General features: G+C 66.0%; 21 protein-coding genes. 5 read left to right on the top strand and 16 right to left on the bottom strand.

From position 1 onward, the window contains the following. Positions 1-17 precede the first annotated feature (17 nt). Genes M2428_RS18200 through M2428_RS18190 form a run of 3 tightly spaced genes read right to left on the bottom strand, consistent with a single transcriptional unit; the run spans position 18 to position 3,055 of the window. Entirely contained in the window at positions 18-935 is a 918-nt protein-coding gene (locus M2428_RS18200) for an ATP-binding cassette domain-containing protein (RefSeq protein ID WP_277527361.1), read from the bottom strand. 19 nt (positions 936-954) lie between these two features. Next, the gene (locus tag M2428_RS18195) at positions 955-2,004 is read right to left on the bottom strand and encodes an ABC transporter permease (protein ID WP_277527360.1); all 1,050 of its coding nucleotides are present in this window, start codon (positions 2,002-2,004) and stop codon (positions 955-957) included. A 52-nt stretch (positions 2,005-2,056) separates the two neighbouring features. Next, positions 2,057-3,055 carry a substrate-binding domain-containing protein gene (locus M2428_RS18190; RefSeq protein WP_277527359.1) on the bottom strand — a complete coding sequence of 333 codons (999 nt, stop codon included), beginning with the start codon at positions 3,053-3,055 and terminating at the stop codon, positions 2,057-2,059. Positions 3,056-3,403: 348 nt separating this feature from the next. On the opposite strand from M2428_RS18190, the gene M2428_RS18185 reads away from it, so the two are divergent. Both M2428_RS18185 and iolB read left to right on the top strand, forming a co-directional pair. Beyond that, positions 3,404-4,144: a GntR family transcriptional regulator gene (locus M2428_RS18185; RefSeq protein WP_277527358.1), complete on the top strand. Its 741-nt coding sequence runs from the start codon at positions 3,404-3,406 to the stop codon at positions 4,142-4,144. Positions 4,145-4,292: 148 nt separating this feature from the next. Next, positions 4,293-5,189, top strand: a complete 897-nt coding sequence (gene iolB / locus M2428_RS18180) for a 5-deoxy-glucuronate isomerase (protein ID WP_277527357.1) — start codon at positions 4,293-4,295, stop codon at positions 5,187-5,189. A 42-nt stretch (positions 5,190-5,231) separates the two neighbouring features. On the opposite strand, the gene M2428_RS18175 is transcribed toward iolB, so the two are convergent. Both M2428_RS18175 and M2428_RS18170 read right to left on the bottom strand, forming a co-directional pair. After that, positions 5,232-6,059 carry an aldo/keto reductase gene (locus tag M2428_RS18175; RefSeq protein WP_277527356.1) on the bottom strand — a complete coding sequence of 276 codons (828 nt, stop codon included), beginning with the start codon at positions 6,057-6,059 and terminating at the stop codon, positions 5,232-5,234. A gap of 31 nt (positions 6,060-6,090) precedes the next feature. Then, a complete protein-coding gene (locus tag M2428_RS18170) occupies positions 6,091-7,344 on the bottom strand; it encodes an MFS transporter (protein WP_277527355.1) in 1,254 nt (417 codons plus the stop codon). Positions 7,345-7,508: 164 nt separating this feature from the next. Between M2428_RS18170 and M2428_RS18165 the strand changes: the two genes are divergently transcribed. Continuing rightward, positions 7,509-7,958, top strand: a complete 450-nt coding sequence (locus M2428_RS18165) for a MarR family transcriptional regulator (RefSeq protein WP_091251470.1) — start codon at positions 7,509-7,511, stop codon at positions 7,956-7,958. Positions 7,959-8,063: 105 nt separating this feature from the next. Here the strand turns inward: M2428_RS18165 and M2428_RS18160 are convergent, their stop codons facing one another. The 9 genes from M2428_RS18160 to M2428_RS18120 form a co-directional block, all read right to left on the bottom strand. Continuing rightward, positions 8,064-9,545, bottom strand: a complete 1,482-nt coding sequence (locus tag M2428_RS18160; RefSeq protein ID WP_277527354.1) for a sugar porter family MFS transporter — start codon at positions 9,543-9,545, stop codon at positions 8,064-8,066. Further along, the gene (locus M2428_RS18155) at positions 9,542-10,417 is read right to left on the bottom strand and encodes a sugar phosphate isomerase/epimerase family protein (RefSeq protein WP_277527353.1); all 876 of its coding nucleotides are present in this window, start codon (positions 10,415-10,417) and stop codon (positions 9,542-9,544) included. Before M2428_RS18155 ends, M2428_RS18160 begins: the two co-directional genes overlap by 4 nt. A gap of 87 nt (positions 10,418-10,504) precedes the next feature. Beyond that, a complete protein-coding gene (locus M2428_RS18150) occupies positions 10,505-11,518 on the bottom strand; it encodes a Gfo/Idh/MocA family oxidoreductase (RefSeq protein WP_277527352.1) in 1,014 nt (337 codons plus the stop codon). Positions 11,519-11,536: 18 nt separating this feature from the next. Beyond that, on the bottom strand, positions 11,537-12,448 hold the full coding sequence (locus tag M2428_RS18145) for a sugar phosphate isomerase/epimerase (protein WP_277527351.1): 912 nt from the start codon (positions 12,446-12,448) through the stop codon (positions 11,537-11,539). A gap of 103 nt (positions 12,449-12,551) precedes the next feature. Next, a complete protein-coding gene (locus M2428_RS18140; RefSeq protein WP_277527350.1) occupies positions 12,552-14,084 on the bottom strand; it encodes a CoA-acylating methylmalonate-semialdehyde dehydrogenase in 1,533 nt (510 codons plus the stop codon). Positions 14,085-14,121: 37 nt separating this feature from the next. Next, positions 14,122-16,050 carry a 3D-(3,5/4)-trihydroxycyclohexane-1,2-dione acylhydrolase (decyclizing) gene (gene iolD / locus M2428_RS18135; protein ID WP_277527349.1) on the bottom strand — a complete coding sequence of 643 codons (1,929 nt, stop codon included), beginning with the start codon at positions 16,048-16,050 and terminating at the stop codon, positions 14,122-14,124. A 39-nt stretch (positions 16,051-16,089) separates the two neighbouring features. Further along, positions 16,090-17,100 carry a deoxyribose-phosphate aldolase gene (locus M2428_RS18130; RefSeq protein WP_277527348.1) on the bottom strand — a complete coding sequence of 337 codons (1,011 nt, stop codon included), beginning with the start codon at positions 17,098-17,100 and terminating at the stop codon, positions 16,090-16,092. Beyond that, positions 17,097-18,098, bottom strand: coding sequence for a 5-dehydro-2-deoxygluconokinase (iolC, locus tag M2428_RS18125; protein WP_277527347.1), 1,002 nt, complete (start codon positions 18,096-18,098; stop codon positions 17,097-17,099). Before iolC ends, M2428_RS18130 begins: the two co-directional genes overlap by 4 nt. A gap of 214 nt (positions 18,099-18,312) precedes the next feature. After that, positions 18,313-18,717, bottom strand: coding sequence for a tautomerase family protein (locus M2428_RS18120; protein WP_277527346.1), 405 nt, complete (start codon positions 18,715-18,717; stop codon positions 18,313-18,315). A 224-nt stretch (positions 18,718-18,941) separates the two neighbouring features. On the opposite strand from M2428_RS18120, the gene M2428_RS18115 reads away from it, so the two are divergent. Together M2428_RS18115 and M2428_RS18110 are read left to right on the top strand one after the other, a co-directional pair. Beyond that, positions 18,942-19,304 carry a metalloregulator ArsR/SmtB family transcription factor gene (locus M2428_RS18115; RefSeq protein WP_277527345.1) on the top strand — a complete coding sequence of 121 codons (363 nt, stop codon included), beginning with the start codon at positions 18,942-18,944 and terminating at the stop codon, positions 19,302-19,304. Further along, positions 19,301-19,783 (top strand): SRPBCC family protein, encoded by a 483-nt coding sequence (locus tag M2428_RS18110; protein WP_277527344.1) that lies wholly within the window; start codon positions 19,301-19,303, stop codon positions 19,781-19,783. Before M2428_RS18115 ends, M2428_RS18110 begins: the two co-directional genes overlap by 4 nt. Positions 19,784-19,960: 177 nt before the next feature. Here the strand turns inward: M2428_RS18110 and sucD are convergent, their stop codons facing one another. Continuing rightward, positions 19,961-20,863, bottom strand: coding sequence for a succinate--CoA ligase subunit alpha (sucD, locus tag M2428_RS18105; protein ID WP_018776033.1), 903 nt, complete (start codon positions 20,861-20,863; stop codon positions 19,961-19,963). Positions 20,864-20,875: 12 nt separating this feature from the next. Then, positions 20,876-22,045, bottom strand: a complete 1,170-nt coding sequence (gene sucC, locus M2428_RS18100) for an ADP-forming succinate--CoA ligase subunit beta (protein ID WP_277527343.1) — start codon at positions 22,043-22,045, stop codon at positions 20,876-20,878. Positions 22,046-22,430: the final 385 nt, after the last annotated feature.

Here is a 22,430-nt window from a genome sequence, read left to right as displayed (position 1 = left end):
CAGGAGTGGGACGGCAGCTACTCGTAGGTCTTGCCGGTGGTCTGGGACACATCGGCGACTTCGCCCTGGACTTCCTTGACGATGTCGCCGTGGCCGCCGAGCTGTTCGAGTTCGTGGGCGAGTTCGGCGAGTTCGGCGCCGCCGGCCATTTGGGCGGTGAGTTCGTCCAGGGTGATGTCCTTCTTGTCGTAGTAGCCGATCGACTTGCCGCGTTTGAGCAGGAGGAAGCGGTCACCGACGGGGAAGGCGTGGTGCGGGTTGTGGGTGATGAAGATGACGCCGAGGCCGCGGTCGCGGGCCTGCAGGATGTAGCGCAGCACCACGCCGGACTGCTTCACGCCCAGGGCCGCGGTGGGCTCGTCCAGGATCAGGACCTTCGCGCCGAAGTACACGGCGCGGGCGATCGCGACGCACTGGCGTTCACCGCCGGAGAGCTGGCCGATGGGCTGTTCCACGTCGCGCAGGTCGATGCCCATCGCGGCGAGTTCCTTGAGCGTGATGTCCTTCATCTTCTCGACGTCCATGCTCTTGAACGGGCCAAACCCGGAGGTGAGTTCCGAGCCGAGGAAGAAGTTCCGCCAGATCGGCATCAGCGGCACCACCGCGAGGTCCTGGTAGACGGTGGCGATGCCGACGTCCAGGGCGTCCCGGGGCGAGGCGAACTTCCGGTCCTCGCCCATCACCTTCAGGATCCCGGCGTCGTGCTGGTGCAGGCCGGCGATGATCTTGATCAGCGTGGACTTGCCGGCGCCGTTATCGCCCAGGACGCACGTGACGCGGCCGTTGTCCACGGCCATGGTGACATCGGACAGGGCGATGATGTTGCCGTAGTGCTTCGCGACCCCGTCGAGGGAGAGCAGGTGCACCGGGGTGTGCGTGAGGGGGTCTTTTTCGTTCTGCAGCAGGGTCTGCTGGTCGATCTCTTTGGCATTCATGGTTCTCTTCGGGCCCCTTCTATTTCAGTTCCGCGCGGCGCTTGACGATGAGGTTGACGATGGTGGCCAGCAGCAGCATCAGGCCCAGGAAGAACTTGAACCAGTCCGGGTTCCACTGCGCGTAGACGATGCCCTTGTTGGCCATGCCGAAGATGAACGCGCCGATCGCGCCGCCGATCGCCGAGCCGTAGCCGCCGGTCAGGAGGCAGCCGCCGATCACCGCGGCGATGATGTAGAGGAACTCGTTGCCCACACCCTCACCGGACTGCACGGTGTCGAAGGCGAAGAGGTTGTGCATGCCCAGGATCCAGGCGCAGAAGCCCACGGCCATGAACAACCCGATCTTGGTGGCCTTGACCGGCACGCCCACGGCGCGGGCCGCGTTCGCGTCCCCGCCGACGGCGAAGATCCAGTTCCCCACCCGGGTCCGCATCAGCACCCAGGTGGCCACCGCGACCAGCGCGAACCAGATGAACACCGTGATCTTCACATCGACGCCGCCGATCGTCACGGAGGAGGCGAAGACCGCCCGGGCCGAGTCGAAGCCCTCCATGTTCGAGATGGACGGTGAGGACACGGAGCCGCCGATCAGCCGGGTCAGGCCCAGGTTCAGGCCGGTCAGCATCAGGAACGTCGCCAGGGTGACGATGAAGGAAGGCAGCTTGGTCTTGATCAGGATCCAGCCGTTGATGAAACCGATGGACAAGGAGACCACCAGGGCCAGGCCGACGCCGACCCAGACGTTCGTGGTGAAGTACCAGCTGAACAGCGACGCCGTCAGCGCCGAGGTGATCACGGCGACGCCGGTGGAAAGGTCGAACTCCCCGCCGATCATCAGCAACGACACCCCCACCGCCATGATGCCGATCGTGGAGCTGCCGTACATGATGGTGGCCAGGGCACCGGGCTGGGTAAACGTCGGGGAAACCAACGCGAAGAAGATGAAGAGGACGATCGCGCCCACCAGGGCACCGACCTCGGGACGTCCGAGAAGTTTCTGGAACGGACTGCGCTTGGCGACGCGCTCATCGGGCGCCGCTGACTCTGTCTTGGTCTGGGTGACGGTCATGATGTTTCTCCTTGCTGCCGGGCCGGCGTGAGCCGGCCCGGCCAGCGGGCTGTTAGCGGATACCCTGCTCGGCGAACTTCAGGACATCTGATGCATTTGATTTGTCGACGACCGCGGGTCCCGTCAGGACGGGCTGGCCGCCACCGATCTTGAATCCACCGCGCTTGTTCTGCCACAGCGCATCGACTGCGCCGTAGCCCTGCAGCCAGGGCTGCTGGTCCACCGTGAACAGGACAGTGCCATCGACGATCTTCTGCGCCAGTTCCTTGTTCAGGTCGAAGCTGGCAACCTTGGCCGAACTTCCGGCGGTCGCCACGGACTTCAGGAGGGTAAGGGTGATGGGAGCGCCCAGCCCGATGATGACATCAGCGTCTTTGGAGGCCTGCAGCTTCGCGGTCGCCGTCGACTCGACCGAGGTCATGTCCGCACCGTTCACGTACAGGATCTCGGTCCCGGGTACCTTGGCTTTGACACCGGCACACCGGGCTTCAAGTCCCACGTGCCCCTGCGCCTGAATCACGCAGATCGGGTGCTTGTAGCCATCATCGGCCAGCTTGGTGCCCACGGCTTGACCGGCGAGCTGCTCGTTGGAACCGAAGTGGGTGAATGCTCCGAGCTGGGAGGAGACCGATTCACCGGCGTTCAAGCTGACAATCGGGATGCCCGCGTCAGTGGCCTTCTTCAAAGAGTCCTTCAGCGCGTCAGGCGTGGCCAGGGTTACGGCGATGCCATCCACTTTCTGGTCGATGGCCTGCTGGATCAGCTGGGCCTGCCGGCCAGCTTCAGGATCGCCCGTGTACAGCAGTTCAACATTGTCCTTCGCTGCAGCTTCCTCGGCGCCCTTGCGGACGGTGTCCCAGAATGTGTCACCGGCCGGAGCGTGGGTGATCAAGGCGATCTTAATCCGGGGCGTCGAGGCAACCTGGCCTCCGCCGGCCGCATTGCCTGCTGTGTCAGCGGGCTTGCCGCCGGTGCTGGAACACGCGCTCAGGGCCAGCATGGGTACAACGGCCGCCACGAGGGTCGCTTTCCGCCACGAGAACTTGGTCACGATCAATCTCCTTCGATTCTGGGCCACGCCGGCCGCTTCATCGCGTCGGTCTGTGAGCCATCTACCACCGATCATGGTGACTCCAATCACAGTTGTCAATAGTTTGTCCTGACATTAGGATGTTTTGACGTAACGATTGGTGAAGAGATAACCAAATTTACGGGCCAGACCGTTCCGGCAGTGCCCACCCAGCCCCTACCCTTCTGGCCCCTCAGGACGGCCCTTGGCTGCCCGCGGCGGCCCTGCTACTATCAGAAAAAGGCAGTATGTCCTATCAAGCGAACATAGCCTGACATACGCGGACCGGCCGGCCCTTCGGCCGCCGCGGAGCACAAGGGAGCACGCCCAGTGGCGAATCAACTAAATCTGCGGATCGATCGCTCTTCCCCGGTGCCGCTGTACCACCAAGTGGTGCAGGGCATCGAGGCCGCGATACACACGGGGCTGCTGGAGCCCGGCAGCCGGCTGGAAAATGAGATCGACCTGGCCGCCCAGCTGAACCTTTCCCGGCCCACCATGCGCAAAGCCATGGATGAGCTGGTCCGCTCCGGCCTTCTGGTCCGCAAGCGCGGCGTCGGCACCCAGGTGGTCTCCAGCCAGGTCCGCCGCCCGCTGGAACTCTCCAGCCTCTACGACGACCTGAGCAACAACGGCAGCAAGCCCACCACCGACGTGCTCAGCTTCTCGCACGAGGAGGCGGACGCCGTGACCCGGACGGCACTGCACCTTCCGGCCGGTGCCAAGGTCTACCACTTCACCAGGCTCCGGAAAGTGGGCGGCAAACCGCTGGCCCTGATGGAGAACTGGGTGCGGGACGACATCACCGCCATCGACGAGGCAAGCCTGGGCGCGCAGGGCCTCTACGCCATCTTGCGCAACGGCGGCGTGAACTTCCGCCTGGCCTCGCAGCGGATCGGGGCCATGATCGCCAACGACTACCAGGCGCCGCTGCTCGAGACCACACCCGGCTCCGCCCTGGTCACCATGGAGCGGACCGCCGTGGACGACACCGGGCGCAATGTGGAAACCGGCCACCACGTCTACCGGGCGGATTCCTACAGCTTCGAAATGACACTGGTTCAAAGATAAGCATTCAAAGGTAAGAGTTCAGAGATAAGGGCTCAACGGTAGGCGCCCAACGATAGGCGTCGAGTCAGGCGCCAGCTACGGGCGCCACCGGCTCCACCCCCCGCACACACGCGTCCTCCTCCGGCGCGACAACGAAAGGGCAGCTTCCATGGCCAACTGGGTCTATCCGCTCGGCACCGCCTCTGACGGCAAGTGGGACATTTCCATCGGAACGTCCGATTCCGGGCTGGAAGTGGACGGCTGGGCGCACACCGGGCTGAAGGTCGCCACACTGGCGTCCGGCGGCGCCGTCGGACTGGACGCCGCGGCGGAGGAACGCATCGTGATCCCGCTCAACGGCTCCTTCGTGGCGACCGTGGACGCGCAGGACTATGCCCTGGCCGGCCGGGACAGCGTCTTCAGCGGCCCCAGCGATGTGCTCTACACCGGAGCCGGCAAGGCAGTAACCATAACTTCGGCCGACGGCGGACGGGTGGCGGTGGCCACTGCGCCGGCCAAAGCCTCCTACCCGACCCGCCTCATCACCGCCGCCGAGACGCCGGTGGAACTGCGCGGAGCGGGCAACTGCTCCCGCCAGGTCCACAACTTCGGCACCCCCGCCGTGCTGGAGGCGGACCGCTTCATCGTCTGCGAGGTCCTCACCCCGGCCGGAAACTGGTCCTCCTATCCCCCGCACAAGCACGACGAGGAGAAGGACGGCGAGACCAACCTTGAGGAGATCTACTACTTCGAAACCCGCGTGACGCCCGGTGCGCCGCAGCGCCCGGGCCCCGACGACGCCATCGGCTACCAGCGCGTCTACGCCTCCGACGACCGGCCCATCGACGTTGCGGCCGAGGTCCGGACCGGCGACGTCGTCCTGGTGCCGTACGGCTGGCACGGGCCCGCTATGGCCGCCCCAGGCTACGACATGTATTACCTCAACGTCATGGCAGGCCCGGGCCCGGTCCGGGAGTGGCTTATCAGCGATGACCCGCACCACGGCTGGATCCGCCAGACCTGGGAGGGCCAGGACCTGGACCCGCGGCTGCCGTTCGGCCGCTAGGCCGGCCGCCGCAGGTCTGCTGGGCCGAACAGATCCAGACAGTTAGCCATTAAACGTGGCCGGGTCTGGTCCGGTGCGCCCGTTCCGTTCAAGGGAATTCACGGCTGCCAGTTCGGCCTCGGCCAGGTCAAAGTCGAACACCTCCAGGTTCTCCCGAATCCTGGCCGGCGTCACTGACTTCGGGATGACGATCCTTGCCTGCTGCAGGTGCCAGCGCAGAATGACCTGCGCGGGGGTTCTGCCGTGCCGGGCGGCGATCTCCCTGATAGCCGGATCTGCCAGCAGGGCTCCCTGGGCCAGCGGGCTCCAGGCCTCCGTCGCAATGCCCTGCGCCGCGTTAAACACTGTCACGTCGTGCTGCTGAAGTGCCGGGTGCAGCTCCACCTGGTTGACCGCCGGCACCGTTCCGCCCAGGTCGATGAGCCGCTGCAGGTGCCCCGGCTCGAAATTGGAGACGCCGATGGCCCTGACCCGGCCGTCGGCAAGGAGTTTCTCGAGTGCCAGCCAGGAGTCGGCGTACTGGTCCGATGCCGGCGCAGGCCAGTGGATCAGGTAAAGATCCAGGTAGTCGAGACCCAGCTTGTCCAGGCTCGCGTCGAAGGCAGCAAGGGCAGGCTCGTAGCCGAGGTCATCGATCCATAGCTTGGACGTGATGAAAAGGTCCTCCCGGGCGATCCCGGATTCGGCGAGCGCGCGGCCAGTTCCGGTCTCGTTTCCGTAGATGGCAGCCGTGTCGATGCTCCGGTAGCCGGCGGCGAGCGCGGCTGCTACCGCCTCGGTGGTCTCGGCGTCGGGAATTTGAAAGACGCCGAAGCCCAGCTGTGGCATCCGCACCCCGTTGTTGAGGACGATATTCGGGATTGAGCTCATGGTGTCTCCTGTTGTTGTTGTGGTCGGGCGGTCAACGGGCAACGGCTGCGGCCTCGGTGACGGGAAGGTCTGTGCTGGTTTCCGCCGCCGCAACCGCGGGAACGGTTGATCCGCCGGTTCCCGGCAGGTCGGCGTCGTGCTTCCTGGCAGCGGCCGCCGCGAACGCCATCACCGCCAGGCCCAGCAGGGTGATCCCGGCGCCGGCCCAGATGGGCGACGTGTAGCCGAGGCCGGCGGTGATGGTGACGCCGCCCATCCAGGCGCCCAGGGCATTGCCGACGTTGAAGGCGCCGATGTTCGCGCCGGAGGCCAGGGTGGGAGCGCTGCTGGCGTACTTCATGACGCGCATCTGCAGCCCCGGAACGGTGGCGAAGCCGAAGCCGCCCAGCAACACCATGGAGGCGATGGTCACCGGCTGGTTGCCGGCGGTCAGGGCGAAGACCACGAGCACTACCACCAGGACGGCGAGCACTACCAGCAGGGTGCGGTCCACATTCTTGTCGGCCGCCTTGCCGCCCACGGTGTTGCCGATGAAGAGCCCGACGCCGAAGAGGATCAGCAGCCACGGGACCGTGGTGGCGGAGAAGCCGGTGACCTCGGTGAGGGTGAAGGCAATGTAGGTGAAGGCGCCGAACATGCCGCCGTAGCCAAGGATGGTGACCAGGATGGAGAGCCAGACCTGGCCGGACCGGAAGGCACGGAGCTCGCCGCGCAGACCGCCGGCGGCCGCCGCGCCGGAGCCGGTCTTCGGCACCAGGGCGAGGATGCCGGCCAGGGCCAGGACACCAATGACCGTGATCGCCCAGAACGTGGAGCGCCAGCCCGCGGCCTGTCCCAGCATGGTGCCGAACGGGACACCGAGCACATTCGCCGCCGTCAGACCGGTGAACATGATCGCAATCGCGCCGGCCTTCTTGGTGGGGGCGACCATGCTGGCGGCCACCACCGCGCCGATGCCGAAGAACGCGCCGTGTGAGAGCGCGGCTATGATGCGGCCGGCCATCATCATCGAATAGTCGGGCGCGAGCGCCGAGACCAGGTTTCCCGCGATGAAGAGCACCATCAGCACGGCCAGTACGGGCTTGCGTTCGAAGCGCGTCACGGCCGCGGTGAGGCCAAGCGCCCCGACCACGACGGCGAGCGCGTAGCCGGAGATGAGCCAGCCCGCGGTGGCCTCGGTGACGTGGAAGTCTGCGGCCACTTGCGGCAGCAGGCCCATGATGACGAACTCGGTGAGTCCGATGCCGAACCCGCCGAGGGCGAGGGCTATCAGGCCAACAGGCATGGAGGTGCTCCTTACAAAGCTGTACGGAAAGAGGTATGGCGCGTAAGCTAGTAGTTGCAGACGCGTTATTTATTGTTGCACAAGCAGATACAGCGCGCAAGCAACTATTATTTGATGTGCCCGGCAGCACCCCGCCGGGCACGCGAGCTGAAGGGATTCACCAGATGGGCATCAAGGACGACGCCGTCGAGGTCCGGGCGCAAGGCTGGCGGACCCTGGCGGCCCTGCACGGGCTGATCGAGGCCGAGCTGGAGCGTTCCCTGCAGGCCGAGGCGCAGCTCTCCGTGGTGGAGTACACCGTGCTGGACGCGCTGAGCCGGCAGGACGGCTGGCACATGCGGATGCAGCAGCTGGCCCGCGCCACCGCGTTGAGCGCGAGCGCCACCACGCGCCTGGTCAACAGGCTCGAAGACCGTGGGCTGTTGACCCGGATCCTGTGCGCGGATGACCGGCGCGGGATTTACACCGAGCTCACTCCCAGCGGCATCACGCTGCTTGAGCAGAGCAGGCCGGTCCACGACGCCACGCTGGAGCGGGCACTGGCCGAGGCCCAGGAGGTGCCGGAACTGGCGCCGCTGGTCGACGCGCTCCCCCGCCTGCACGCCGCGGTCTAGAGCAGCAAACGCCTCGCGCGGGAACGCGGAAGGAACGCAGAAAGCCCCGCCCCGGGACGAATCCTGGGCGGGGCTTTGTGTGTGCAGGGCTTTCTATATGCGGGGCTAGGCGGTGACGGGTTCCTTGGCGGCCGCTTGTTTGAAGAAGTGTTCCAGGTCCTCCAGGCTCTTGCCCCTGGTCTCCGGAACCACGCGCTTCACCCAGACGATGGCTGCCAGCTGGAGCCCGACGAAGATGAAGAACGTCGCCGAGACGCCAATCCAGGACACCATTTGCGGGAAGAAGAACCCGATCAGGAAGTTGATCATCCACAGCACGAAGACGCAGATGCCCATGGCAATGCCGCGGACGTGCAGCGGGAAGATTTCCGCCATGGTCAGCCACGTCACGGTGCCAATGCAGGACTGCATCGAGGCCAGGAACGTCACCATGAACAGCAGCACCAGGTAGCCGCGGAGGGTGCCTTCCGGGATGAGCATGGAGATGATGCCGATGGCCAGCAGGGATCCGGCCGTGCCGGTCAGGCCGGTGATCAGCATGGACTTCCGCGGCAAGCGCGACATGAGGGACATTCCGACGACGACGGCGACCACCGAGGTCACGCCGTTGACGACGTTGGCGATCAGGGCCCCCTGGTCACCGAAGCCGGAGCTGGAGAGGATGGAGGTGCCGTAGTACATGATGGCGTTGACGCCGCTGATCTGGTTGATTACGGCCATGCCCAGCCCGACGACGAAGATCCGCCGGATCCAGGGCACCGTGAGGTCCTGGAAGGTGCCGAGCTTGGACTGGTAGTCTTCCCGGGCGGCCTGCCGGACCTCATCGAACTCGGTGGAGACGTCCTCCGCGGCGCGCGTCCGGCGCAGGACCTCCAGGACTTCCCCGAAGCGGCCGGCCGACGCCAGCCAGCGCGGGCTTTCCGGCAGCATCAGCATGCCAAGCCACAGCACCACCGCCGGCAGCGTGGCAATGACCAGCATCCACCGCCACACGTGCGAGGCGTCCGGGAAGGCGTTGCCCAGCACGGCGTTGAACGTGAAGGCCAGGAACTGTCCGGTGACAATCATGAGCTCGTTCTGGGTCACGATTCGTCCGCGCTGGGCTGACGGGGACATTTCCGCCAGGTAGACCGGAACGATCACCGACGCGCCGCCGACGGCAAGTCCGAGGAGGGTGCGGGAGGCGACGAGCAGTTCGGTGCTGGGCGAGAGCGAGCAGGCGATGGTGGCCACCGCGAAGATGATCGCGAGCCCCATGATGGTCCGGCGGCGGCCGAAGCGGTCTGAGAGCCGGCCTGCCGAGATGGCGCCGAACGCTGCGCCAAAGAGCAGAGTGGAGGTCACCAGCCCCTCGGTCAGCGGGGTGAGCCCGAGGTCCCGCTGCATGAATGGCAGGGCGCCGTTGATGACGCCGGTGTCATAGCCGAAGAGGAGGCCGCCGAACGTGGAAAAGAGCGCCACGCGCCGCATGAACCTCTTGGGATTCGCGGCGCCGCCGGCAGTCCGGGCCGCGGCTGCCGGGCCCGCAGAATCGGGGGCGGCCGCGGGCGGGGCCGAGCCTGTGAACGTTCTGTCAGGCGCCGTCATAGGCTCGCCTTGGCGACGCGCTGTTTCATGGTCTCCAGCTGGTACCGGGAGACGTCAGCGGCATTGTCGTCCTCGGCGAAGACGCTGGACACCATTACCGTGTCGTCACGGTCCAGGAAGCCGATCTCCTGCAGGCCGCCGAAGAACTCGTCCCAGTTGACGTCGCCGTCGCCGATTTTTAGGTGCTGGTGCACCCGGACGGGGTTTCCGGGCGGGTTGGTGATGTAGCGCAGCCCGTGTGAGGCGTGGTGGTCCATGGTGTCGGCGACGTGGACCAGGCGCAGCTTGTCGCCGGCGGCGCGCATGATCTCCAGCGGTGCGTTCTTCATGTGGAAGCTGTGCGAGGCCACGTAGACCAGGCCCACATTCTTCGAGTTCAGCCCGCGGATCACCCGGATCGCGGCCAGGCCCTCCTCGACGAAGTCGTCCGGGTGCGGATCGATCAGCAGGTCGATCCCCTCCCGCTCGATGATGGGAAGCAGTTCCTCCATGGAGCGGTAGAAGGCCCGCTCGGATTCCTCGGCCTTCTCCGGCCGGCCGCTGAACTCGGTGTTCATGGTGCTCACGCCGAGGTCCACCGTGATCTGGATGGCGCGCTTCCAGTAGCGGACGGCGGCCTCCCGTGCGTCTTCATCCGGCCCCGACCAGCGCAGCACGGGCAGTACCGAGGCGATTTCGATTCCCGCGTCCTTGCAGGCAGCCTTCAGCTGGCCCACGAGCTCGTCGTCGGCCTTCGGATGGTTGTAGAACGGGATGAAATCGGCGTGCGGGGTCAGCTGCATGTACTTGTAGCCGAGGTCGGCCACCACACGCGGGAACTCCAGGAGTCGGTGGCTGTGGTGGAACGGGGTGGGGTCAAGGGCGATTTTCACGTTGAACACTCCATTGTGGATCTGGCGGGCGTGCAGCCGGCCGGCGCTTCTTTCTTTGCAGTAGAAGGCGGCCGGGCGGCAGGGTTCCTAGCGGTAGAGCGCGGGCTTGGCGTTGAGCTTCACGGCGACCTTTTCGCCGTTCTTCTGCGCCTCGACGCCTGCCTCGCAGCACGCGGCCGTGGCGTAGCCGTCCCAGGCGGTGGGGCCGCCGATCTCATCGCGCAGGGCGGCGTCCACCCAGGACTGGATTTCGACGTCGTACGCTGCCCCGAAGCGCTCCTCGAAGCCGGGGGTGACCTCGCCGCCCCAGCGGCCGTTGCTGCGGGTGTACGGGCCTTTGTCCCCGCCGATGCTGACGATGCCGTCCTCGAAGGAGGCCTGGGTGGCCACCTCGTAGCCGAACTTCGCGTTGACGTAGATCTCGACGTCGGCCAGGACGCCGGACTGGGTCTCGATCAGCACGTGCTGCGGGTCGTGCTGCCCGGCCGGCGCGTTCCGCGTGGCCTTGCCGAGGCGGACCTGGACGGACGTGATTTCCTCGCCGGTGAAGTAGCGGATGGCGTCGAATTCGTGCACCACGGAGTCGTTGATCAGCATCTCGTTGGTGAAGCCCGCCGGGGTGGTGGGGTTCCGGTGCTGGTGGTGCAGCATGAGCAGCTCGCCGAGTTCGGAGTCGCGGATGATCTTGCCCAGGGCGGCGTATTCGGCGTCGAAGCGGCGCATGAAACCGACCTGGATGCGCTTGTGGCCCAGCTTCTGCTCTGCCTCGACGATCTTCCAGGAGGACTCGGCATCCGGGGTGAGCGGCTTCTCGCACAGGATCGGGATGTCCTTGGCGATCGCCTTGAGCAGGATGTCCTCGTGCAGGAAACCGGGAGTGGCGATCAGCACGGCGTTGACGTCGCCGTTGTTGAGGGCTTCCTCGGCGTTGGCGAGGGCGACGGCGCCGGGAATGCCTTCGATGGCGGCCTGGGCCCGGGCGAGGTCGACGTCGACGACGGCGGCGACTTCAGCGCCGTGGATGCGGGTGTTAAGCCGCTGGATGTGGTCTGCGCCCATACGGCCGGCGCCGATGACGGCCACGCGGAGGATCTTTGTCATGGTGGTTTCCTTCGGGTTCTAGTTGACGGCCGTGCGGGAGCCGCAGGAGAGCAGGTAATTCCGGGTGCGCTTGGCGATCGGCATCGGGACGTCGAAGGCCACGGGGTACATGTCCTGTTCCACAATGCCAAAGATCGGCCGGTTCAGCGCCTCCACGGCTTCGATGACGGCGCGCAGGTCCGGCAGGCCGTTCGGCGGTTCGGTCATGACGCCGGCCAGGTTGGCGGCGGCCCAGGTCATGTTCTCCGCGTTGACCTTTTCGAGGATGTCCGGGTTGATCTGCTTCAGGTGCAGGTAGCCGATCCGGTCCGGGTAGTTCTTGATCAGGTCGAGACTGGAGGCCCCGCAGTATTCGGCGTGGCCGGTATCCAGGCAGAGGTTGAGGTACTTAGCGTCCGTGGCGGCGAGAAGGGTTTCAATGTCCTTCTGCGCGCCAACGTGGGAATCGGCGTGCGAGTGGAACTGCTGCTTCAGGCCGAAGTCCTCCAGGAGCGTCTTGCCCAGCCGGTTGTGGCCGGCGAAGAGGTCGCTCCAGGCCTTTTCGCTGAGTGTGCCGCTTTCCACGGCTTCCCCGGTGACGTCATCGCGCCACATCGCCGGGATAACCACCATGTGTTCCCCGCCCATCGCGGCGGTGAGTTCCGCGACCTTGCGGGCCGGTTCCCAGGCGCTGTCCCATTGCTCCAGGCCACGGTGGAAGGCGGTGAACACGGTGCCGGCCGAGATCTTGAGGCCGCGCTGTTTCAGCTCTTCGGCCAAGCGCGCAGGGTCGGTGGGGAGGTAGCCGTAGGGGCCCAGTTCGATCCATTTGTAGCCGGATTCGGCGACCTCGTCCAGGAACCGCTCCCACGGGGTCTGCTGGGGGTCATCCGGGAACCAGACACCCCAGGAGTCCGGTGCGGTGCCGATGATCAGCTTGTTCTCAGTCATGTCGATTCCTTCTCATCGATTGCTCCACAGGTGCCGTTTTGGACGCTCAGAACGGCGGTAACGGAGCAGTCGATCGTGGTTGGTCGAGGCGTCAGTTGCGTAGTTAGTTGGAGGGGAAGTTGTAGGAGGCGCCCGAGGCGTGGGTGGGTTCGGGCCACCGGGACGTGACCACCTTGCCGCGGGTGTAGAAGGACACGCCTTCCGGGCCGTAGATGTGCTTGTCGCCGAACAGCGAGGCCTTCCAGCCGCCGAAGGAGTGGTAGGCCACCGGCACGGGCAGCGGCACGTTGATGCCGATCATGCCCACGGTGACGGAGCGCTGGAACTTCCGGGCTGCGGCGCCGGAGGATGTGAAGATCGCGGTGCCGTTGCCGTAGGGGTTGGCGTTGATCAGGGCGATGCCGGCGTCGAGGTCCTCCACCCGGACCACCACGAGGACGGGTCCGAAGATTTCCTCGGTGTAGGCGGTCATTTCGGTCTTGACGTGGTCCAGGACGGTCGGGCCGACCCAGAAGCCGTCCTCGTGGCCGGGGACCACGAGGTCGCGGCCGTCCACCACCATGGCCGCGCCCGCGCTTTCGGCTTCGGTGACGATCTTCACGATCCGTTCCTTGGACGCCGGGGTGATGACGGGTCCCATGTCGGCGTCCGGTTCCGTGCCGTTCTTGACCTTGACGGCCAGGGCGCGCTCTTCGACCTTCTTGACCAGCAGGTCTGCGGCCTCACCGACGGCGACGGCGACGGAGATGGCCATGCACCGCTCGCCGGCGGAGCCGAAGGCGGCGGCGGCGAGGTGGTCGGCGGCGTTGTCGAGATCGGCGTCGGGCAGGATGATCGCGTGGTTCTTCGCGCCGCCGAGGGCCTGGACGCGCTTGCCGTGGGCGGTGGCGGTCTCGTGCACGTAGCGGGCGATCGGGGTGGAGCCGACGAAGGAGATGCCGTCCACGTCGGGGTGGGTCAGGAGGCCGTCGACCGTTTCCTTGTCGCCGTGCAGGACCTGGAACACGCCGTCGGGCAGGCCCGCGTCCTTCCACAGCTTGGCGAGCAGCATGGAGGCGGAGGGGTCGCGCTCTGAGGGCTTGAGGATGAAGGCGTTGCCGGTGGCGATCGCCATCGGGGCCATCCACAGCGGCACCATGACGGGGAAGTTGAACGGGGTGATGCCGGCGACGACGCCGAGCGGCTCGCGGAAGGAGAAGACGTCGATCCCGGTGGAGACCTGGTCCGAGTAGTCACCCTTGAGCAGCTGCGGGATGCCGCAGGCGAACTCGATGACCTCCAGGCCGCGGCCGATCTCGCCCTTGGCGTCGGAGAGGACCTTGCCGTGCTCGGCCGTGATCAGCTTGGCGAGCTCGTCCACGTGGGCCGCGACGAGTTCGCGGAACTTGAACAGCACGGCGGTGCGCTTGGCCAGGGAGATGTCGCCCCAGGAATCGGCGGCGGCGCGGGCAGCGGCAACGGTGGCATCCAGGTCGGCCCGGTTGGCCAGCCGCAGCTCCGCCGAGACGGCGCCGGTGGCGGGGTTGTAGACGGGCTGGGTGCGGGTGCCGACGCCTGCGGTTTCGGCGCCGTTGATGAAGTGGTGGATGGTTTTGGTGCTCTGGGTCTGGGTGGTCTGGTCAGTGGTGGTAGTCATGAGACTCTTCCTTGAGTGATTGAAGTTCGAAGGGGGATCAGCCGAGCAGCTTGCGCTGGCGGCCCTTGTGGTCGGTGTAGGTCTGGAAGGCCTGTTTCGTCGAGTCGAGCTCGGAGACCTGGGAGACTGGGACGTCCCACCACGACTCGGAGCTGGGGGCGTCCAGCAGCGGGTCGGATTCGACGTGGATGACGATCGGTCCGCCGCGTTCAGGGGCGGCCTTGGCGTCGCGGATGGCCTGCTCGAGTTCCGCGATGACCTTCTCCCCCGGTTCGATCCGGATCACCTTCACGCCGAGGCTTTCGGCGTTCAGGGCCAGGTCCACCGGGAGCCGGTCGCCGTCGTCGAAGCTGTGGTGCTCCTCGTCCAGGGCCCGGTACTGGGTGCCGAACCGCTGGGAGCCGAGGGACTCGGAGAGCGAGCCGATCGAGGCGTAGCCGTGGTTCTGGATCAGGACCACGATCAGCTTGATCCGCTCGGCGACGGCGGTGACGAGTTCGGTGTGCATCATCAGGTAGGAGCCGTCCCCCACCATGACCACAACGTCGCGCTGCGCGCCGCCCTTCGCGGCTTCGGCGAGGGCCGCGCGCTTGACGCCGAGGCCGCCCGGGATCTCGTAGCCCATGCAGGAGTAGGCGTATTCGACGTGGTAGCCGAACGGGTCCCGGACGCGCCACATCTTGTGCAGGTCCCCGGGGAGCGAGCCAGCGGCGCAGATGACGACGTCCTGGGCGTCCATGGCGCGGTTGGTGGCGCCGATGATCTCGTTCTGGGCCGGCAGCGGCGTGAAACGGGTGTCGAAGGCCTCGTCCACCGTGGCGTCCCAGCGCTTCTTCTCGTTGGCGATCTGCTGTTCGAGGTCCGCGCCGATCCGGTAGCCGCCGAGGGCCTGGTTCAGCTTCACGAGGGCCTTGCGGGCGTCCGCGACGATCGGCAGCGAGGTGCCGTGCTTGTAGGCGTCGATCGCGGCCACGTTGATGTTGATGAACTTCACGTCCGGGTTCTGGAAGGCCGTGCGGGACGCGGTGGTGAAGTCCTCGTAGCGGGTGCCGATGCCGATGATGAGGTCCGCTTCGGCTGCAATGGCGTTCGCCGCCGTCGTGCCGGTGGAGCCGATGGCGCCGAGGGAGAACTTGTGGTCCCAGGGCAGGACGCCGACGCCGGCCTGGGTGTTGCCCACCGGGATGCCGGTCAGCTCGGCGAACTTCGCGAGTTCGTCGTTGGCGTAGGCGTAGAGCACGCCGCCGCCGGCGATGATCAGCGGGCGCTTGGCTGCGCGGATGGCCTCGGCGGCGCGGCGGATGTCCTCGTCGTCGGCGTCCGGGCGGCGGATCCGCCATTCGCGCTCGGCAAGGAACTCCTCGGGCACGTCGAAGGCCTCGGCCTGGACGTCCTGCGGCAGCGAGATCGTGACCGCGCCGGTCTCGGCCGGGTCGGTGAGGACGCGAAGGCCGTGGTGGAAGGCGGAGAACAGCTGCTCGGGCCGGGAGACACGGTCAAAGAACTTCGACAGCGGCCGGAAGGCGTCATTGACGGTGATGTCGTAGGCGTAAGGCTGTTCGAGCTGCTGCAGCACGGGGTCGGCGGCGCGGGTGGCGAACGTGTCACTCGGCAGCAGCAGGACCGGCAGCCGGTTGGTCGTTGCCAGCGCTGCGCCCGTGAGCAGGTTCGAGGAACCCGGGCCGATCGAGGTGCTGATCGCGAAGGTCTGGCGGCGCCGGGTGTGGCGGGCGAAGCCGACGGCCTGGTGGGACTGGGCCTGCTCGTTGCGGCCCTGGTAGTACGGCATGATGGCCGGATCGAGCTGCTGGTACTGCTTGAGCGCCTGGCCGACGCCGGCAACGTTGCCGTGGCCAAAAATGCCGAACGTGCCCGGAATCAGGCGTTCCCGGAAGTCCTGGCCGCCGACCGAATCGACGGTGTACTGCTTGGACAGGTATTCGACGACGGCCTGGGCGACCGTCATTCTGCGTGTTCCTGATGCAGTGCTGATTCCCATGGGAAGTTACTCCGATACTTCTTCGGTGCGGGTGGACTCGGTGCGGCCTGACGCGGTGCGGGTGGACCTAGTGTGGCTGGATTCGGTGCCGCTGGATTCGGTGTGGTGCAGCAGCGAGGCAGCGGTTGCCACGGCTCCGGCGACGTCGCCGTCCTGCGGGTAGAGCAAGGTCCGGCCGACGGTAAGGCCTTGGACGCCGGGCAAGGCGAGGGCTGCCTGCCAGCTGGAGAACACGTCGTCCTGGCTGCCCTCCGGGTCTCCGCCAAGGAGCACGGTGGGCATAGTGGTAGACGCCATGACGCGTTCCATCTCGGCCACCACGGGGAGCTTCATCCAGGTGTAGGCGCTGGTCGCGCCTAGGCCTTCGGCGATGGCGACCGATTTGATGACGGCGTTAGTGGAGAGGTCGTTGCGGACCTTTCCGTTTTCGCGGACGGAGAGGAACGGTTCGACCATGGCGATCAGCTTGCGTTCGGCGAGGGAGTCGATGGCCCTCGCCGTCGCTTCCAGGGTGGCCACCGTGTCCGGATCACCGAGGCAGATGCGGGTGAGCATCTTGCCGCCGTCGGCGCCCAGGGCCTCGAGCGCGGCCGCCGTGTGGCCGGTAAAGCGGTCATCGAATTCGTTCACCAGTCCGGCAAGCCCGCCACGGTTCATCGAGCCGAACAGCAGCTTGCCCTCGAGCGCGCCGAGCAGGAGCAGATCGTCCATGATGTCCGGCGAGGCCAGAACACCATCCACATCCGGGTTGGCCAGGGCGATCTGCAGACGGTCCAGGAGCTGGCGGCGGTCGGCCATGGCCACGGGGTCGCTGCCAACCGCGAGTGCTCCGCGGGCGGGGTGGTCGGCGGCGACGATGAAGTTCTGCCTGTGGGCTCTGACGCCGGGGTGGCGGCGCCGTGCCTTGGCGGCACGGGCAATCGCCTCCGGGTCTTCGAGCCGGATGATGCTCAGGTGCTCGTACCGGCGCGGATCATCGCTCACCGCGAGGGTGGCGGCGGCTGGATTGACACTCACAGTGCTGCTCCTTCGGTGGCGTAGGTGCCCGGCACCAGGCGGCCGCGCTCGGCGAGCAGTCCGGTGACTTCCTCCGGCGTCGGCATCGCGTCGGCGCAGGACAGACGGGAGGCGACAAGGGCGCCGGCGGCGTTGGCGAAGTCGAGGACCTGGGCCAGCGGCCAGCCGGAGAGGAGCCCATGGCAGAAGGCGCCGCCGAAGGAATCGCCGGCACCGAGTCCGTTGACGGTTTCCACCGGCACCGGGGCGGAGACCACTCGCTCAGTGCGGGTCTTGGCCATGACCCCCTCGGGGCCCAGCTTCACAACGGCGATTTCGACGCCGGCCGCCAGCAGCCGGTCCGCCTGTTCGTCCGGAGTGCCCTCGCCGACGGCGACGGCGCATTCCTTGTCGTTGCCGATCGCCACGGTAACGTGCGGCAGGATCTTGGCGACCTGCTCCCGGGCTTCCTCCTCGGAAGCCCAGAACATTGGCCGGTAGTCGAGGTCCAGGATCGTGAACTGGCCGGGCTTCAGCTTGGTGCGGGGCCGCGCCTCGTGGGCCGTGAGGTGGGCGGTACGGCTGGGCTCCTGGCAGAGGCCGGTGACGGTGGACCAGAAGATTCCGGCGTCCTTGATGGCGACCAGGTCCAGCTCCTCGGCCTTGATCTGAAGGTCCGGTGCCGTGGGGAAGCGTCCGTAGAAGTAGAGGGGGAAGTCTTCCGGCGGTTTGATTGCGCAGAACGTGACCGCGGTGGGCCATTCCTTGACCGCCGTGACGAAGGAGTCGTCCACGTTGAACTTGTGCAGTTCCCGGTGCAGGTATTTGCCGAAGGCGTCGTCGCCGGTGCGGGTGATGACGGCGGTGCGCCGGCCGTGGCGGGCAGCGGCGACCGCTACGTTGGACGGGGATCCGCCAAGGTACTTTCCGAAGGACGTGACATCCTCCAGATCCACCCCGATGTCGTTCGGGTAGATATCAACACTGATTCGCCCGATCGTGAGCAGTTCGTGGGTCACGGTGATCGTGGACCTTTCTGGTGTGAACTCGGTACCTTTGCGCAGCCTGAGCTTCGGTGCTTAGGGGCCGGCGTGAGCCGGGCCACAACCACTACTTTGCCCTAGAATCCATGTACTGTCAAAGGTTTGTACTGACATATTTACAACATGACACGGAGGGCTCGATTGGCCCCGTCGCGCGGGTGTCGTGACGGCGCGAGAAGCGCTGCTGCGGCTACTTGCCAGGGGTCCCAAGCTCGCCGGTGACATACTGGGCCTGCCCAAAGCCAAACGACCAGTCCCCCGCGGTGTTCTCGACATATCCGATGAAAACGTCCTCGCCGGCGACCCCCGCAGCGGCCAGCCGGTCCGCAATGGCGGCAAACAGGGACTGCTTGGTTGGCTGGCTGCGCCCGGCCTGGGTAAAGATCTGGATCATCACCACATCCGGCGTCCGCTCGAAGCCGAGTCCGGCATCCTGCGCGACAATCTGCCCGGCGGGATGTTCCGTCAGCACGTGGAAATAGTCCCGCTCCGGAATGCCAAATTCGGCCACGATCGCGGCATGGATTCCCTGACTGAGGCCGCGGAGCTGCTCCGCGCTGCGGCCCTGGTTGACATCGATTCGCACGAGAGGCACTCGCATCTCCTTCGCTAGTTTGTCCTGACATACTAACAAACTTCCGGAAGCGATCGCAAGGATTTTTCATCCGATGGGGGTCTTGCGCGGACTATAGCTCCGGCGTAACGTTAACAACCTAAGGGTTGATCAACGAGATAGTTGATTACACCCGATTGATTGCCACCCGGTTGGGCAGAGATCCTGCTGGGCGGAGAACATGGGACCAGGAGGTGGGACACCGAGTGGAAACACGCGACGACGGCGAGCTCGACGCGGCCTTCCTGGCCCTCGCCGATCCGGTCCGCCGCCGCATCATTGCCCGGCTCAGCCGGGGTCCGGCCACCGTCAACGAACTGGCGGAGCCCTTCGCGATCACCAAGCAGGCGGTCTCGAAACACATCCAGGTCCTCGAGCAGGCGCAGCTAGTCACGCGCACCCGTGACGCCCAGCGCCGGCCCGTGCACCTGAACCCCGCACGGCTGGAGGCGCTCACCGCCTGGATCGACCAGTACCGGCTGGTCCGCGAGGGGCAATTCCGCAGCCTTGACGCCGTGCTCGAAAACCGCGCCGCCCGTGGCGGCACACAGACAAAGGACGCATCATGAGCAACGCACTGACACTGACAGTCGCCGAGGGTCTGCCCTTCATCGATTACGAGCGGGAATTCGAGTTTCCCGTGTCCGAGGTCTTCCGGGCGCACAAGGACCCGGAGCTCATCGCCCAGTGGCTCGGGCCGCGGCGGTTGACCATGACCATTGACCACTACGACTTCAGGACCGGCGGCAGCTACCGCTACACCCACCTCGACCCGGACGGCACCTCGTACGGCTTCAACGGCGTGTTCCACACCGTCCGCGAGAACGACTTCGCCATCCAGACCTTCGAGTTCGACGGCTACCCCGACGTGGTGAGCATTGAGTACCTCACCTTCGAGGACCTCGGCAATGGACGGAGCCGGATCCGTGGCCATTCCGTCTACCCCACACAGGAAGCACGCGACGGCATGGCGCAGTCCGGCATGGAGGGCGGCATGACGGAAGGCTACGAGCGGCTGGATGAGCTGCTCAGCGGCGCGAAGGTCTAGGGCACACCGGACCGGACTCAAAGACTCAAAAAGTGCGACGGCGGCAGGCCGCCTGCCGCCGTCGTACTTAACGAAGCACGCTTTAACGAAGCAACGCGGGGTCACTCCGCATCCGTCCCACCGAGTGGAATGGAGGCAAGTGACCCCGCGTTGCTGTGATGCTGTTTTGCTGCGGACCTAGAGGGTCGCGAAGACCTCGCGCAGGAGCTTGGCGGTCTCGGACGGCGTCTTGCCGACCTTGACGCCGGCAGCCTCGAGGGCTTCCTTCTTGGCCTGGGCGGTGCCCGCGGAACCCGAGACGATGGCGCCTGCGTGGCCCATGGTCTTGCCTTCCGGGGCGGTGAAGCCGGCCACGTAGCCAACAACCGGCTTCGTGACGTGCGCCTTGATGTAGTCGGCGGCACGCTCTTCGGCGTCGCCACCGATTTCGCCGATCATGACGATCGCCTTGGTCTCCGGGTCAGCCTCGAAGGCCTCGAGGGCATCGATGTGGGTGGTGCCGATGACCGGGTCGCCGCCGATGCCGATGGCGGTGGAGAAGCCGAGGTCGCGCAGTTCGTACATCATCTGGTAAGTCAAGGTGCCCGACTTGGAGACGAGGCCGATGGGGCCCTTGCCCGTGATGTTCGCCGGGGTGATGCCGACGAGGGCCTCACCCGGGGTGATGATGCCGGGGCAGTTCGGTCCGATGATGCGGGTGACCTGCTTGCCGTTGGCGTCGACCTTGGACTGGGCCAGTGCCCAGAACTCGGCGGAGTCCTGGACCGGCACGCCTTCGGTGATGACCACGACGAGGCCGATGCCGGCCTCGATGGCTTCCACGACGGCGTCCTTGGTGAATGCCGGCGGCACGAAGACGATGGAAACGTCAGCGCCGGTTTCCGCCATGGCTTCCTTGACCGTGCCGAAAACGGTGATCTCGGTGTCGCCGTGCAGGACCGTGGTGCCGGCCTTACGGGCATTGACGCCGCCAACAACGTTGGTGCCGGCCTTGAGCATCAGGGCGGTGTGCTTGGTGCCTTCGCCGCCGGTGATGCCCTGGACGATGACCTTGGAGTCCTTGTTCAGATAAATAGACATAGTCGAGTCCCTCTACTTCGCTGCGTTGGCGAGCTCGGCAGCCTTGTCGGCGCCCTCGTCCATGGTGGCGGCCAGAGTAACCAGCGGGTGGTTGGCCTCGGCCAGGATGCGGCGGCCTTCCTCAACGTTGTTGCCGTCGAGGCGGACTACCAGCGGCTTGTTCGCGGAGTGGCCCAGCTCGGCCAGTGCACCGACGATGCCCTTGGCGACGGCGTCACAGGCGGTGATGCCGCCGAAGACGTTGACGAAGACGGACTTGACCTGCGGGTCGCCCAGGATGACGTCGAGGCCTGCTGCCATGACCTCGGCAGAAGCTCCACCGCCGATGTCCAGGAAGTTGGCGGGCTTGACGTTGCCGTGGTTCTCGCCGGCATAAGCAACGACGTCGAGGGTGGACATGACCAGGCCGGCACCGTTACCGATGATGCCGACTTCGCCGTCCAGCTTGACGTAGTTGAGGTCCTGCGCCTTGGCCTTGGCCTCGAGGGGGTCAGCAGCGTCCTTGTCTTCAAGGTGAGCGTGCTTGGGGTGACGGAAGTCGGCGTTCTCATCGAGGGAGACCTTGCCGTCGAGGGCAACGATGTCGCCCGCGCCGGTCAGGACCAGCGGGTTGACCTCCACCAGGGTGGCGTCTTCCTTCTTGAAAACGTCCCAGAGCTTCAGGATTACGCTGGCGACCTTGCCGCGCAGTTCCTCGGCGAAGCCCGCAGCGGCGACGATTTCGTCGGCCTTGGCCTGGTCGATGCCTACGGCCGGGTCGATCGCGATCTTGGCAAGGGCCTCGGGGCGCTCAACGGCGAGCTGCTCGATTTCCATGCCGCCTTCAACCGAGCACATGGCCAGGTAGTTGCGGTTGGCCCGATCCAGAAGAACGGAGAAGTAGTATTCCTCGGCGATGTCTGCGCCCTGGGCGATCATCACCCGGTGGACGGTGTGGCCCTTGATGTCCATCCCGAGGATGTTGGTGGAGTGTTCAAACGCTTCGTCAGCGGTCTTCGCGACCTTGACGCCGCCGGCCTTGCCGCGGCCTCCGGCCTTGACCTGCGCCTTTACGACAGTTACGCCGCCGATTTTCTCGGCAGCTGCCTTTGCTTCTTCAGGGGTGTGCGCCACGATGCCAGCAAGCACGGGTACACCGTGCGCCTCGAACATATCGCGCGCCTGATATTCAAACAGGTCCACGGTTTAGTGTCCTTCTACGTCGAAGTAGTTTCTGTACAGCCGGACCCCACGTACTCGCGGTTACCGGGCTGCGGAATAAACGCACCCTGCGACAAGCTTGGAAACGAGCCACACGGCGCAATGCTCCTCTGGGAACTCTAGTCCTTCGATCGGACCAGCCCGTTCCAGAGTACCGGTTATGTGAGTAAGGACACTATTCTATGGAGCGTAGAAAAACCGCTAGATTACGGGGTTTTTGGGGTGTCCGACGGCGTGGAGGAGGCCTGCGCGGCCGTGGCAGATGCGCTTTCGTAATGTACGCGGAAGCAGGCGGCGCCGGCAGCGTGGCGTGCCAGCGCGGACCCGTCTCCCGGGTCCGCTCCCTCCGCTATGCGGCGAGCTGCGC

Origin of the sequence: Arthrobacter sp. ES3-54, from assembly GCF_029504395.1 — a bacterium.
Lineage (GTDB): Bacteria > Actinomycetota > Actinomycetes > Actinomycetales > Micrococcaceae > Arthrobacter.
Note: the sequence above shows the minus strand (reverse complement) of the source record. Positions and strands in the feature narration are given on the sequence as shown.